Source organism: Streptomyces sp. NPDC046860 (genome assembly GCF_040645115.1).
Lineage (GTDB): Bacteria > Actinomycetota > Actinomycetes > Streptomycetales > Streptomycetaceae > Streptomyces.
The window spans coordinates 26,793-40,680 of record NZ_JBEYXQ010000026.1; the positions used below are offsets into that span (position 1 = coordinate 26,793).

General features: G+C 73.9%; 13 protein-coding genes. 7 read left to right on the forward strand and 6 right to left on the reverse strand.

The window, feature by feature from the left end; genetic code table 11:
• Positions 1-71 precede the first annotated feature (71 nt).
• Complete coding sequence (locus tag ABZ898_RS27225; RefSeq protein WP_361664242.1) at positions 72-1,256, forward strand: saccharopine dehydrogenase NADP-binding domain-containing protein; 1,185 nt, start codon at positions 72-74, stop codon at positions 1,254-1,256.
• Between the two features lie 4 nt (positions 1,257-1,260).
• Here ABZ898_RS27225 and ABZ898_RS27230 read toward each other — a convergent pair whose 3' ends face one another.
• A complete protein-coding gene (locus tag ABZ898_RS27230) occupies positions 1,261-1,956 on the reverse strand; it encodes an endonuclease V (protein ID WP_361664365.1) in 696 nt (231 codons plus the stop codon).
• Between the two features lie 42 nt (positions 1,957-1,998).
• On the opposite strand from ABZ898_RS27230, the gene ABZ898_RS27235 reads away from it, so the two are divergent.
• A complete protein-coding gene (locus tag ABZ898_RS27235) occupies positions 1,999-2,295 on the forward strand; it encodes a YciI family protein (protein WP_361664244.1) in 297 nt (98 codons plus the stop codon).
• Positions 2,296-2,308: 13 nt separating this feature from the next.
• Here the strand turns inward: ABZ898_RS27235 and ABZ898_RS27240 are convergent, their stop codons facing one another.
• Complete coding sequence (locus tag ABZ898_RS27240; protein WP_361664247.1) at positions 2,309-2,638, reverse strand: plasmid stabilization protein; 330 nt, start codon at positions 2,636-2,638, stop codon at positions 2,309-2,311.
• A gap of 209 nt (positions 2,639-2,847) precedes the next feature.
• Here ABZ898_RS27240 and ABZ898_RS27245 point away from each other — a divergent pair, with 209 nt between their 5' ends.
• From ABZ898_RS27245 to ABZ898_RS27255, 3 genes are all read left to right on the forward strand, one after another.
• On the forward strand, positions 2,848-3,264 hold the full coding sequence (locus ABZ898_RS27245; RefSeq protein WP_361664250.1) for an SsgA family sporulation/cell division regulator: 417 nt from the start codon (positions 2,848-2,850) through the stop codon (positions 3,262-3,264).
• 324 nt (positions 3,265-3,588) lie between these two features.
• Positions 3,589-5,214: an ABC-F family ATP-binding cassette domain-containing protein gene (locus tag ABZ898_RS27250; RefSeq protein WP_361664253.1), complete on the forward strand. Its 1,626-nt coding sequence runs from the start codon at positions 3,589-3,591 to the stop codon at positions 5,212-5,214.
• Positions 5,215-5,390: 176 nt separating this feature from the next.
• Complete coding sequence (locus ABZ898_RS27255; RefSeq protein ID WP_361664256.1) at positions 5,391-6,365, forward strand: acyl-ACP desaturase; 975 nt, start codon at positions 5,391-5,393, stop codon at positions 6,363-6,365.
• Between the two features lie 25 nt (positions 6,366-6,390).
• On the opposite strand, the gene ABZ898_RS27260 is transcribed toward ABZ898_RS27255, so the two are convergent.
• Entirely contained in the window at positions 6,391-6,636 is a 246-nt protein-coding gene (locus ABZ898_RS27260) for a WhiB family transcriptional regulator (RefSeq protein WP_361664258.1), read from the reverse strand.
• Between the two features lie 189 nt (positions 6,637-6,825).
• Here ABZ898_RS27260 and ABZ898_RS27265 point away from each other — a divergent pair, with 189 nt between their 5' ends.
• Positions 6,826-7,620, forward strand: a complete 795-nt coding sequence (locus tag ABZ898_RS27265) for a VOC family protein (RefSeq protein ID WP_361664261.1) — start codon at positions 6,826-6,828, stop codon at positions 7,618-7,620.
• Between the two features lie 27 nt (positions 7,621-7,647).
• Here ABZ898_RS27265 and ABZ898_RS27270 read toward each other — a convergent pair whose 3' ends face one another.
• Positions 7,648-8,703, reverse strand: a complete 1,056-nt coding sequence (locus ABZ898_RS27270; protein WP_361664264.1) for a LacI family DNA-binding transcriptional regulator — start codon at positions 8,701-8,703, stop codon at positions 7,648-7,650.
• 68 nt (positions 8,704-8,771) lie between these two features.
• Positions 8,772-9,794: a non-homologous end-joining DNA ligase gene (gene ligD / locus ABZ898_RS27275; RefSeq protein ID WP_361664267.1), complete on the reverse strand. Its 1,023-nt coding sequence runs from the start codon at positions 9,792-9,794 to the stop codon at positions 8,772-8,774.
• 73 nt (positions 9,795-9,867) lie between these two features.
• Between ligD and ABZ898_RS27280 the strand changes: the two genes are divergently transcribed.
• The gene (locus ABZ898_RS27280) at positions 9,868-10,944 is read left to right on the forward strand and encodes an ATP-dependent DNA ligase (protein WP_361664270.1); all 1,077 of its coding nucleotides are present in this window, start codon (positions 9,868-9,870) and stop codon (positions 10,942-10,944) included.
• 7 nt (positions 10,945-10,951) lie between these two features.
• Here ABZ898_RS27280 and ABZ898_RS27285 read toward each other — a convergent pair whose 3' ends face one another.
• Complete coding sequence (locus ABZ898_RS27285; RefSeq protein WP_361664273.1) at positions 10,952-13,630, reverse strand: AAA family ATPase; 2,679 nt, start codon at positions 13,628-13,630, stop codon at positions 10,952-10,954.
• Between the last annotated feature and the right edge of the window lie 258 nt (positions 13,631-13,888).

The window sequence follows — 13,888 nt, forward strand, 5'->3', positions numbered from 1 at the left end:
CTAGCCTCGGCCCCCGGCAGCCGCGCGGGCTGAAGGGGCCGGAACGGGCCGCAGCACGGTCAAGGAGTGTCATGAGCAGGCTGAAATCGACCGACCGTCCCTACGACATCGTGCTGTTCGGCGCCACCGGCTTCGTCGGCGCGCTGACGGCGGAGTATCTCGCCGCGCACGCCCCCGAGGGCCTGCGCTGGGCCGTCGCGGGCCGCGACCCGGCCCGGCTGGAGGCACTGCGCGAGCGGCTGCCCGGCGGCTCGGCCGTCGGGGTGATCCGGGCCGACTCCGCCGAGCCCGCCACCCTGCGGGCCCTGGCGGAACAGGCCCGGGTCGTGGCCTCGACGGTCGGCCCGTACATCACCCACGGCGAGGAACTGGTCGCCGCCTGCGCCGACGCCGGCACGGACTACCTCGACCTCACCGGCGAGCCCGAGTTCGTGGACCTGATGTACGTGCGCCACGACGCCCGCGCCCGCGAGACCGGCGCCCGCCTGGTGCACGCCTGCGGCTTCGACTCCGTACCGCACGACCTCGGCGCCTACTTCACGGTGGCGCGGCTGCCCGAGGGGGTGCCGCTGCGGGTGGACGGGTTCGTCACGGTGGACGCCGCCTTCTCCGGCGGCACGCTCGCCTCCGCGCTGAACCAGTTCGCGCGCGGCGGCCGGATGCTGGCCGCGGCCCGCGACCGCGCCCGGCACGAGCCGCGCCTCATGGACCGCCGCGTCACCGCCCCCACGGGTACGCCCCGCTACGCCGGGGAGATCGGCGCCTGGGCGCTGCCGCTGCCCACCATCGACCCGCAGATCGTGCGCCGCTCCGCGAAGTCGCTGGACCGCTACGGCCCCGACTTCCGCTACCGCCACTACGCCGCGGTCCGGCACCTCCCGGTCGCGGCGGCCGGGGTGGCGGGCATCGGCGCCCTCGCGGTGGCGGCCCAGTTCTCCCCCGTCCGCTCCTGGCTCTCCGGCCGCCTCCAGCCCGGCGAGGGCCCGAGCGCCGAGAAGCGCGCCCGGAGCTGGTTCCGCGTCCGCTTCGTCGGCGAGGGCGGCGGCCGCCGCGTCTTCACCGAGGTCACGGGCGGCGACCCCGGGTACGGCGAGACGGCGAAGATGTTCGCCGAGGCGGCCCTCTCCCTGGCCACGGACCCCCTGCCCGAGCGCTCCGGCCAGCTCACCCCGGCGACCGCGATGGGGGACGCGCTGCTGGAACGGCTGCGGGCGGCGGGGATCGGGTTCCGGGTGGCGTACGAGGAGTCGCGGTGAGCGCTCAGCCCCCGGCCGCCTCCCGCAGGGCGCGGCGGCACAGGGCGTCCGCCCGGCGGGTGGTCTCCGGCAGGCGGTAGCCCGGGGTCAGGGCGAGGGTGTGGGCGAGGGCGGTGTCGAGGGTGACCCGGTGCCCCACCGAGACGTACACCGGCTTGACCCCGCTCCGGGTGCGCAGGGCGGCGCCCACCTCCGCGCCGTCCGCCGCGAGGAGCGGGGCGGAGCTGCCGCGGGCCGGGGCGGGGTCGGCGTGGGTGAAGGTGAAGGGGTTCTTGGCGACGCCCAGCGTGGGCAGGCCGGTCAGGACGCCGAGGTGGCTGGCGAGGCCGAGGCGGCGGGGGTGGGCCAGGCCGTAGCCGTCGCAGACGACCAGGCCGGGCGGGCAGGGCAGGGCGTCGAGGGCCGCGCGTACGGCCGGCAGCTCGCGGAAGGCGAGCAGGCCGGGGACGTAGGGGAAGGCGACCCGGCCCACGGCGGTCGCCTCCGCGACCGTCTGAAGCGTCGCCGCGTCCAGGACGACGGCCGCCGCCGCGACCAGGTCGCGTTCGTCGTCGTAGGCCACGTCGACGCCGGTGACGTGGCCAGTGCCGGGCGGCGGGCCGGTCTCGTCCAGGACGACACGGCCGCGCAGCGCGTCCTGGACCGCGCGGGCCGCGTCCTCGGTGGCGGGCCAGTCCTCGGGAATCCGTACGGAGATCATGGTGGCCATGACGATACGGGGCGCCGGGGTAGGCTCCGGATCATGTTCGTACTGGAGCTGACGTACACCGCCCCGCTCGACGCCGTCGACGCCGCGCTGAGCGCTCATGTGGCCTGGCTGGACGAGCAGTACGACAAGGGGCTGTTCATCGCCTCCGGCCGCAAGAACCCGCGCGACGGCGGGATCGTCCTCGCCGTGGCGGACAGTCGGGCGGAGATCGAGGCGGTCGTCGCGGGCGACCCGTTCGTGACCGCCGGGGTGTGCGCGTACCGCGTCACCGAGTTCACCGCCACGAAGACGGCGCCCGAACTGGCCCGGTACCGGCAGAGCGCGGGCTGAAACCCGCCGCGGCTCACTTCTCCTTGTCCAGCGCGCGCCGCAGCTGCTCCTTGTTCATGTCGGAGCGGCCGTGGATGTTGCGCTGCCGGGCCTCGTTGTAGAGCTGGTCGTAGGTCGGGCCCTGCGAGCCCCTGCCCGAGCGCATCCCGCCGCGCCGCCCGGAGGAGATGTCCTCGGTCGAGCTGCGGCTCGCCGTCTTCGCCTCCCCGGCGCGGGCGCGTTCCTTGTTGACCGTGCGCGCGGCGATCTCCTCGGCCCGGTCCTCGCTCGCGCCGCGCTCCAGCTCGCTGTCCTTGATGTGCTCGTACTGCCGCTCGCGCTTGGGGCTGGAACCGGCTGGCATGGTCGCTCCCTCCGCCGCCCGGCGGGCCCTCTCGCGCCGCCCGGTACGGCCCCGAGTACCCGGATTCGGGACCGTTTCGCACCCCGGAACCGTGACCGACGTCACTCCCGCGGCGTGTGCACGGAACGGATGCTTCCGTCGTCTCTCCCGGTGTCGGGCCGCGACCCGCGCCAGGAGCAAGTGTCCAGCCGTCCGAGGGAGCACAGGCTTTGTCCACCGTGATCGAGGCAATCGTGGAGGCGCGTCTCGTCGCCGCCGCGCCGCGCATGCCGAGCATTCCCGCCGCACTGCACTACGACCGGCGCGACCCGTACGCGGTCCGGATGACCTTCCCCGCGCCGGCCACCCTGGCGGGCGTCGAGGTGTGCTGGACCTTCTCCCGCGAGCTGCTGTCCGCCGGGCTGCACGAGCCGCGGGGCGACGGGGACGTGCGGGTGCGGCCGTACGGCTACGACCGCACGGTGCTGGAGTTCCACGCGCCGGAGGGCACGGCGGTGGTGCATGTGCGCTCCGGTGAGATCCGGCGGTTCCTGCGGGCGGCCGGCGAGCTGGTGCCGGTGGGCCTCGAACACCTGCAGCTCGATCTGGACCAGGGGCTGGCCGAGCTGATGCGGGACGGCGGCTGATCCGGCCCCCGCGCGTGAGCCCGGACCTGTCACGCGTTAATCGCGTTGACAGGCTTCACAGCCGTTCGTAGCGTGTACATCGGTTCTGTTGCCGTCGATAGGAGAAGGACGTTGCTCGTCTGAGGTCTTGAGACATCGCGTTCACACCCGTCTGGGGTGTGCGTGGCGTTCGACCTCGGCGTACGAGCCGTCCCTCAGGCACAGACCCCTTTTTTCTCGGCCCCCCTCTTTCCGGGGCCCAGTGCCTCAAGGCTTCCGGTTTCCGCCCCGCGGTGTCTCGTCAGCTCCCCGACCTGACCGCACCCCGGCAACCGTGAGGCCCGTATGTCATCACCCGCGTCATCGCTCTCCGCCACCTCCCTGACCTTCGCCTGGCCGGACGGCACGCCCGTCCTGGACGGCCTCGACATCGCCTTCGGCCCCGGCCGCACCGGGCTGGTCGGCGCCAACGGCTCGGGCAAGTCCACCCTCCTGAAACTGCTCTCCGGCGAGCTCACCCCCACCGGCGGCACCGTCCGGGTGTCCGGCGACATCGGGCTGCTCCCCCAGAACGTCACCCTCGACACCGCCCTGCGCGTCGACCAGGCCCTCGGCATCGCCGCCAAGCGGGCCGCGCTGCACGCCATCGAGGCGGGCGACGCCGCGGAGGAGCACTTCGAGACCCTCGACGAGGACTGGGACGTGGAGGAGCGCGCCCTGGTCACCCTCGGCGAACTGGGCCTCGGCCACATCGGCCTGGACCGCACGGTCGGCGAGGTCTCCGGGGGCGAGTCGGTGCTGCTCCGGCTGGCCGCGCTGCTGCTGCGCCGCCCCGAGGTCCTGCTGCTGGACGAGCCGACCAACAACCTGGACCTGTACGCCCGGCGCAGGCTGTACGCGGCCGTGGCGGGCTGGCCCGGCGTCCTCGTCGTGGTCAGCCACGACCGCGAACTGCTCGACATGGTCGACCAGATCGCCGACCTGCGCGCCGGCGAGGTCGCCTGGTACGGCGGCAACTACTCCGCCTACGAGGACGCCCTCGCCGTCGAACAGGAGGCGGCCGAGCGGACGGTGCGCGCGGCCGAGGCCGACGTCCGCAAGCAGCGCAGGGAACTCACCGACGCCCACATGAAGCTGGCCCGCCGCAAGCGGTACGGGCAGAAGATGTACGACTCCAAGCGCGAGCCGAAGATCGTGATGGGCGCCCGCAAACGCGCCGCCCAGGAGTCCGCGGGCAAGCACCGCATCATGCACGAGGAACGCCTCGCCGAGGCCAGGGAGCGCCTGGACGAGGCGGTGGAGGCGGTCCGGGACGACGACGAGATCCACGTCGACCTGCCGTACACGGCCGTTCCGCCGGGCAGGCGGGTGCTCACGCTGGAGAAGCTCCGGACGGTCCACGGGCCGCGCGTGGAGGGGCTGTTGGACCTGCGCGGCCCGGAGCGGATCGCGCTCGTCGGCCGCAACGGCGCCGGGAAGACGACCTTGTTGCGGACGATCGCCGGGGAGCTGCCCCCGCTCGGCGGACTGGCCGAGGCGCACGTGCCGCTGCGGTTCCTGCCCCAGCGGCTGGACGTGCTGGACGACGGGGCGACGGTCGCGGAGAACGTGGCCCGGTTCGCGCCCGGCGCCACCCCCAACCGCGTCCGGGCCCGCCTGGCCCGCTTCCTGTTCCGGGGCAAGCGGGCCGACCAGCCGGCCGGCACCCTCTCCGGCGGCGAGCGCTTCCGGGCGGCGCTGGCGGCGCTGCTGCTGGCCGAACCCGCCCCGCAGTTGCTGCTGCTGGACGAGCCGACCAACAACCTGGACATGGCGAGCGTGCGCCAACTCACGTCCGCGCTGGAGTCGTACGAGGGCGCGCTGATCGTCGCCGGGCACGACCTGCCGTTCCTGGACTCCATCGGCATCACCCGCTGGCTGCTGGTCGCGGACGGGGTGCTGAGGGACGCGGCCCGGGAGGAGATCGGCTAGCCGGGGAGGGGGACGGCCGCCCCTTTCGGTGACCCTTACGCCGCCCTTAACCTACGGCTTCGTAACCTACGGACACGTAGGCTACGAAGCCGTAGGTTCACGGCAGCCCCCCACCGGGGTGTTACGTCGCCGTGTATCCCTTTTTCTCACCGCTCGGCCGTTTTCTGGAGTTCCCCTTGACGATCACCTCCCCTCACCTCGGCAGCTCGTCCGCCTGGACCGACGCGCGACTGCTGTTCGCGCTGGAAGAAGTGGTGGAGAAGGAGCTGAACCGGCACCTGAAGGTCGCCAAGGACTGGATGCCGCACGAGTACGTGCCCTGGAGCGACGGCCGCAACTTCCCCGGCCTCTTCGAGGACGGCGAGGCGTGGGGCAAGGAGCAGTCCAAGGTCACCGAGATCGGCCGGGTCGCGCTGGTCGTCAACCTGCTGACCGAGGACAACCTCCCCAGCTACCACCACGAGATCGCCTCGCTCTTCGGCCGCGACGGCGCCTGGGGCACCTGGGTGCACCGCTGGACCGCCGAGGAGGGCCGGCACGGCATCGTGATGCGCGACTACCTGCTGACCTCGCGCGCCGTCGACCCGGACGCGCTGGAGCGGTTCCGGATGTCCCACATGAGCGAGGGCTTCGAGTCCGACAACCGGCACTCGATGCTGCACTCGATCGCCTACGTCGCCTTCCAGGAGCTGGCGACCCGGATCTCGCACCGCAACACCGGCCACCAGTCGGGCGACCCGGTCTGCGACCGCATGCTGGCCCGCATCGCCACCGACGAGAACCTGCACATGGTCTTCTACCGGAACCTGCTGCGTTCGGCGTTCGAGCTCGCGCCCGACCTGACCATGCAGGCGGTCCGCGACGTCGTGGTCGACTTCCGCATGCCGGGCCACGGCATCCCCGGCTTCGAGCGGGCCGCCGCGCAGATGGCCATAGGCGAGGTCTACAACCTCCGTATCCACCACGACGACGTGCTCCAGCCGGTGCTGCGCTTCCTCAAGGTCATGGAGATCGACGGCCTCGGCCCCGACGGCCTGCGGGCGCAGGAGGAGCTGGGCGTGTTCATGGGCGGCCTGGACGCGGAGGCGTCCAAGTTCGACGAGCGGCTCGCGGCCCGCAAGGCGCGCATGGCGGCGCGCGCGGCCGGCTGACGCCGGCCCGCCGTGCGGCCCGCGGTCAGCGGGCCGTGCGGCGCAGGGCGAGCCGTTCGCGTTCCGACAGGCCGCCCCAGACGCCGAAGCGTTCGTCGTGGGCGAGCGCGTGGTCGAGGCAGGCGGGACGGATCTCGCACATCGCGCAGATCCGTTTCGCCTCGCGCACCGAGCTGCCGGGCTCGGGGAAGAAGAAGTCCGCCCCGGTCTGCGCGCACAGGGCCTGGCCCTGCCAGGCGGAATCGGCCGGTGTGATCGTCTCGCTCTGCATGGCAAGGATCGTGCCGGGCGCCGAAAAACGTTTGATCAACGCCGGGTCGACGAGCGCCGCGTGGGCCGTCCCGATGATCCTCCGGCCGGACACGCCCGCGCACGGCGGCGCGCGGGGCGATCCGGCCGGGCCGGTGCCAGACTCGTCGGTGCCAAGGACGGCACGGCCGACGGTCCCCGAGGAGGGCGCATGCTCACCACCCGTTTCCCCTACGGCGCTCCCAACTGGATCGACCTCGGCTCCCCCGATCTGGACGCGAGCCTCGCCTTCTACAGCTCTCTCTTCGGCTGGCGGCCCGAACCCGCGGGCCCGGAGGCCGGCGGCTACGTCCTCCTCCGCCTCGACGGCAGGACGGCCGCCGGCGCGATGGCGCTCGACCCGGACCGCGGCCGGGCGGGCTGGACGGTGTACTTCCGCTGCGCGGACGCGCTCGGCACCGCCGAGGCGGCCGGGGTGGCCCACGGCACGGTGGTGTTCCAGCCGACGGAGGTGCGCGGTCTCGCCCGGGTGGCGGGGCTGAAGGACCCGGCGGGGGCGGCGTTCCGGGTCTGGCAGCCGGACCCGGTCGAGGGGCTGGAGGCGGCGACCGAGCCGGGTGCCCTGTGCTGGGTCGAGCTGCACACCCCGGACGTGGCGGCGAGCGCCGCCTTCTACCACCGGGTGCTCGGGGTGGAGACCTCCGGTGTCTCCTTCCCCGGCGGCACCTACACCTCGCTCTATCCGGCGGGCGCCGGGGAGGACGCCATGTTCGGCGGCGTCGTCACCACGCTGGACGATCCCGCGGACACCGGCCGCCCGCCGCAGTGGCTGCCGTACTTCGGCGCCGCCGACACCGACGCCCTGGTGGCTCGCGCGACGGAGCTGGGCGGCTCGGTACGCATGCCCGCGACCAGCGTGCCCGGTGTGGGCCGCCTGGCCCGCGTCGCCGACCCGCACGGGTACGAGTTCGCGCTGATCAAGGGCGATCCCGCGCAGGAGGCATAGGGAGTCGCCGCCGGAGGGTGAGGGTGTCTAGGCCGAGGCCCGGCGGACGAGGGTCGTGGGGAGGATGACCCCCTCGGCGGCCCCCTCGCGGACGCCTTCGGGGACGCCCTCGGGGCGGTTCGCGGGGGTGCGGTCACCGAGGAGGAGGCGGGCCATCAGGCGGCCCATCTCCTCTATGTCCTGGCGGACCGTGGTGAGCGGGGGGTCGGTCTGTTCCGCGACCGGGGCCATGTCGTCGAAGCCGATCACGGCCACGTCCTCGGGGACACGCCTGCCGTGCGCGCGCAGGACCCGCAGGGCACCCATGGCGGTGAGGTCGTTGGCGGCGAACACGGCGTCGACGTCGGGGCGGCGGGCGAGGAGTTCACGCATGGCGTGTTCGCCGCCCGCCGGGGTGAAGTCGCTCTCCGCGACCAGGGCGGGATCGGCGTCGCCCATCACGTCGCGGTAGCCGTCCAGCCGGTCCACGGCGGAGGTCTGGTCCAGGGCGCCGGTGATGTGCGCGATCCGGGTCCGGCCGAGGCCGACGAGATGCCGTACCGCCGCACGGGCGCCGCCCCGGTTGTCGCTGTCCACGTACACCGCGCCGCCGGTGTCGCCCTCGTCCCAGTCGGGGCGGCCGCCGAAGACGGTGCGGACGCCGGCGTCGCGGATCAGGCCGGGCAGCGGGTCGTCCAGGTGGAGGGAGAAGACGAGGGCGCCGTCCACGTGGCCGCCGGCGAGGTAGCGGGCGACGCGGGCGTGGTCGTCGCGGCCCTCGGTGAGCAGCAGCACCAACTGGTTGTCGTGGGCGGTCAGTTCCTTGCTGATGCCGCGCAGCTGGGCGGCGAAGAAGGGGTCCGCGAAGACGCGGGTGCCGGGTTCCGCGATGACGACGGCGACGGCGTCGTGCCGTTTGGTGACCAGGCTGCGGGCGGCCTGGTTGGGGACGTAGCCGAGTTCGTCGACGGCCCGGCGGACCCGGGTCACGAGTGATTCGCGCACTCCGTCACCGCCGTTGACGACCCGCGAGACGGTGGCGCGCGACACCCCGGCCAGCGCGGCCACCGCCTCCAGCGTGGGACGCGACACTGCCTCGGTCACTTGGGGCTCCTCATCGGCGGCTGTGATCAGGATAGCCGCGGGGCCCCGTGCGCCCGGGGGCCGTGAGGTCAGGGCGACGGCTGGTCCTTGCGGGCCCGGCTGGGCTGCACCCGCTTGGGTTCGCCGGGCATCTTCGGGTACTCCGGCGGGTACGGCAGATCGCCCAGGCCGTGCTCGGCCTCGTCACGGCGGGCCAGGTCCAGCAGGGCGTCCAGGGAGTAGGCGTGGTCGTCCATGTCGGCGTGGACGTCGCCGAGTTCGGCGAAGCGGCGCGGCATGGTGACGATGTCGAAGTCGCCCGGCCGGGCCTCGGCGACCTCGTCCCAGCGCAGCGGCGCGGAGACGGTGGCGTCGGGCCGCGGGCGCACGGAGTAGGCGGAGGCGATGGTGCGGTCGCGGGCGGTCTGGTTGTAGTCCACGAAGATGCGCTCGCCGCGCTCCTCCTTCCACCACTTCACCGTCACGTGCTCGGGCATCCGGCGGGCCAGTTCCCGGCCGACGGCGATGGCCGCGCGCCGGACCTGGGTGAAGGTCCAGCGCGGTTCGATGGGCACGAACACGTGCAGGCCCCGGCCGCCAGAGGTCTTGGGCCAGCCACGCAGCCCGCCGAACTCCTCCAGGACCGCCCGGAGTTCGAAGGCGGCGCGGACGGCGTCCGCGTAGTCGGTGCCGGGCTGCGGGTCGAGGTCGACGCGGAGTTCGTCGGGGTGGTCCACGTCGTCGCGGCGCACCGGCCAGGGGTGGAAGGTGAGGGTGCCGTACTGGGCGGCCCACACGGCGGCGGCCTCCTCGGTGGGGCACATCTCGTCGGCGCTGCGGCCGCTGGGGAAGGTGATGTGGGCGGTGGGAATCCAGTCGGGCATGTTCTTGGGGGCCCGCTTCTGGTAGAACCACTCCCCCTCCAGGCCCTCCGGGTAGCGCTGGAGGGTGGTGGGGCGGTCGCGCAGGGCGCGCAGGATGCCGGGGCCGACGGCGGCGTAGTACTCGGCGATGTCGAGCTTGGTGTAGCCGTGCGCGGGGAAGAACACGCGCTCCGGGTGGGTCAGCCGTACGGTCCGGCCGCCCACCTGCAGTTCCACCGCATCGCCCATGCGGCCACCGTAGGCGTACCCCGCGCGGCCCGCACACCGGGCGGCGGCGGCCGTCGGCGCGCAGAATCGGCGTATGGACCTGCCGGTGATGCCGCCCGTGAAGCCGATGCTCGCCAAGGCGGTGGCGAAGATCCCGCCGGGCATGCACTACGAGGCGAAGTGGGACGGCTTCCGGGCGATCGTGTTCCGCGACGGCGACGAGGTCGAGCTGGGCAGCCGCACGGGCAAGCCGCTGACCAGGTACTTTCCCGAGCTGGTGGCGGCGCTGAAGGAGCGGCTGCCCGAGCGGTGCGTGGTGGACGGGGAGATCGTGATCGCGCGGGACGGCCATCTGGACTTCGACGCGCTGACCGAGCGCATCCATCCGGCGGACTCCCGGGTGCGGACGCTGGCCGAGCGGACCCCGGCGTCCTTCGTCGCCTTCGACCTGCTGGCGCTGGACGACCACGCCCTGCTGGACGTTCCCCTGACCGACCGGCGGGCGCTGCTGGACCGGGCGCTGGCCGGGGTGACGGCGCCGGTGCATCTGGCGCCCGCGACGACGGACGCGGACGAGGCGCGGCGCTGGTTCGAGCAGTACGAGGGCGCCGGTCTGGACGGTGTGGTCGCCAAGCCGCTGACCGTGCCCTATCTGCAGGACGAGCGGGCCATGTTCAAGGTCAAGCACGAGCGGACGGCGGACGTGGTGGTCGCCGGGTACCGCCTGCACAAGAGCGGCCCGGTGGTGGGCTCGCTGCTGCTCGGGCTGTACGACGACGAGGGCGCGCTCCAGCACGTGGGCGTGGCGGCCGCGTTCACGATGAAGCGGCGCGCGGAGCTGGTCCAGGAGCTGGCACCGCTCAGGATGGACGACGTGAGCGGGCATCCGTGGGCCCGCTGGGCGGAGGAGTCGGCCCACGAGACGGCCCGGCTGCCGGGGGCGCCGAGCCGCTGGTCGGGCAAGAAGGACCTGTCCTGGGTGCCGCTGCGCCCCGAGCGGGTCGCGGAGGTGGCCTACGACCACATGGAGAACGGCCGCCGCTTCCGGCACACCGCCCGTTTCCGCCGCTGGCGCCCGGACCGCACGCCCGACAGCTGTACGTTCGCCCAGCTGGAGGAGCCGGTGCGCTACGACCTGGCGGAGATCCTGGGCGGCGCGCCGGAGCGTTGAGCCGTGCTCAGCCGCCCAGGTGGTCCAGCGCCCCGCTCGCGCGGGCCACGAGTCCGTCGGCACCGCACGCCTGGGCGAGGTCGCGGCCGCGGGTGAGTTCGGCGCGGGAGCGGGCGAGGATGCCGTGCTCGACGCGGGCGGCGGCGTGCTCGTACTGGCAGGGCGACGCCTCCAGATAGGCGACGGCCTTGGCGGCGAGGCGTTCGGCGCCCGTGCCGCTCTCCAGGGCGGCGGCGCAGCGCAGGGCCTCTCCTATGGCGGTGTCGGTGCCGAACCGCTCGGCCTGGCGGCGGGCGTCGGTGAGGAGCGTGCGGGCCCGCTCCGGGTCCTGCGGGGCGAGGGCGCGGGCCAGATCGACGGCCCACGGGGCGAGCACCGGGTTGTGGCCGCCGCGGGAGGCCGCGGCCTTCTCGGCGGCCTCCAGTTCGTTGATGCCCTCCTCGGTGCGGCCCACGGCGAGCAGCAGCCGGCCGCGTACGGAGCGGATGTCGGGCAGCACGATGGTGGACGGGTAGGGCGGGGCGAAGCCGTACTGCTCGGCGACGGTCCATGCCTGGGCGAAGTGGCCGCGGGCGAGCAGGGTGTCGACCAGCCCGCAGGTCGCCGACCAGTACAGCGGCAGGCCCCGGCCGACGCGTTCGGCCAGCCGGAGCGCCTCGCGCAGCGCGGTCTCGGCGTCCTGGAGCTTGCCCTGACGGCGGTAGGCGAGGCCGAGGTAGGCGTGGGCCAGGGAGAGGTGGCCGCCGTGCCAGCCGGCGCGGGTGTAGGCGCGCAGGGCCTCGGAGAAGAGGCTCTCGGCGCGGTCGAGCCGGTCGGTGTGGGCGTAGGCGCTGCCGAGCATCATCAGCAGCTCCACGCCCCACTCGTCGTCGGTCCAGCCGAGGCCGGGTGCGAGGCGGCCGTTGACCAGGGCGCGGTCGCACAGTTCGACGACCTGCTCGGCGTTCTCGCCGTGGGTCATGGCGTCGAAGCCGCGCAGGATGAGCAGGGCGCGCTCGGAGTTGTCGCGGCCGGTGCAGGTCGCGGCGAGTTCGGCCAGGCGCCGGGAGCGTTCCGGGGACACGGTCTCGCCGTGGACGGCCTCCCAGGTGAACTGCACGGCCTGGAGCCGCATCCGCACCGGGCCGGGCGCGTGCCGGTCCGCCTCGGCCTCGACGGTGCGGACGGCCTCCTCCAGCTGGTCGTTGTGGAGCAGGGCCTGGGAGAGCCGGATGGAGGCGTCGACACGCTGGGCGCTGTCGAGTCCGGGGGCGGCGAGCGCGTCCCGCAGGTGCTCGATGGTGAGCGCGGGCGCCGACAGCAGCCTGGCGCGGCCCAGTTCGTACAGCACCTGGGCCCGTACATGCGGCAACGGCGGTTCTTCCAGGGCGCGTTCGAGGCACCCGCAGGCGGCGTCCGGGGCGCCGACGGCGAGGTGTTCGCGGGCCGCCTCGCGCAGCTGCTCGACGAGGCCCGCGTCGCCCTCGGGGTGCACCTTCAGCAGGTGGCGGGCGGCCTCGGCGGCGCTGCGCCCGGTCTCGGTGACGATGTTCGCGGCGATGCCGTGCATGGCCGTGCGCATGGCGTCCGTGATGGAGTCGTAGACGGCGGAGGCGATCAGCGGGTGCACGAACTCCACCGCGATGTCCTGCGGTTGGGGCGCGGCCGGGTCCGGGGCGACCTCGGCGAGGATTCGGGCGCCGCAGAGCAGCTCGGCGCAGCGCGCGGCGGAGTCGGCGTCCATGTTGGCGAGCCTGGCGACGAGGCCGACCGGGCTGCCGGTGCCGAGGATGGCGGCGGCCCAGGCGAACTGGGTCGGCTCGATGCCGAGTTCGCGCAGCCGGTCGACGAGTCCGCCGCCGCGTGCGGAGCGGTTGAGGTCGCGCAGTTCGGCGGCGCGGTCCTCGACGGGCTGGAGTTCGCGGTCGCGGACCTTGGCGAGGAGTTCCACCGTGTCGTAGGCGTTGCCGCCGGTGACGGCCCACACCTCGCGGCAGAACGGGTCGTCGGCCTGCGGGCCGACGGTGGCGCGGGTGAGCCCGGCCGTGGCCTGCGGGGTGAGCGCGCTGAGGTTGCTGACGGGGCGTCCGGCGGCGGCGATCTCGTCGAGGAGGCGGACGCTGTCGCCGTCCGCCTCTCCGGGCCTGCGGGCGACCACGACGAGCACGGGCAGGTCGGCCAGGCGCCGGGCGAGGGCGGCGAGCCAGCGCAGCGTCTCCAGGTCGGCCCAGTGGGCGTCGTCGACGAGGAGGACCAGGGGCCAGTCGCGGGAGACGAGGCGGCTCACCACGGAGACGAGTCCGTCGCAGACGTAACTCGGGTCGGGGCTGCCCTCGCCGGGCTCCACTATGCCGAGGGCGGGGCCGGAGATGTCGTACCAGGCGCCGAGGTACTCGCGGGCCTCGTCCGGGGTCAGGGCGGCGAGCGCGGGCTGGAGGAGCTGCCTCAGGACGTGGAACGGTACGGACCTCAGGGTCTCGCCCGCGCGGGCCGACCAGACCACGCAGCCGCGCCGTTCGGCGATGCGGCGTATCTCGGCGAGCAGCGCGGTCTTGCCGAGGCCGGCCTCGCCCCGGAAGAGCAGGAGGCTGCCGGCGGAGGTCCGGTCGGCGCACAGCAGCTCGATCGCCTCGGTGACGGTGGCGATCTCCGCGTCCCGCTCCCACAGGTATCCCGAGGGGGCCGCCTGCGGCCGTCCCTCCGTCATCCCGGTACCTCCACAGGTCGTCCGAACGACGTACGAAACACGAGCGTAGTCGCCTCCGGGGCCCGTCGGCGGCCGCTCGGGGCACGCGGTGCCCCGCGGGGTGAGCGGCTTCGCGGCCGGGCTGACGAACACCCCGCCCGACCGGCCGGTTTGTGCTGCGCCCCTCGTCAACTCGGTTCCGGACGTCCTTTATTGACCAGGAATCAGATAAACCTGTGAATCGGCGGGACTTCGCGGGAGGGGTCCGCGGGTGCCCGG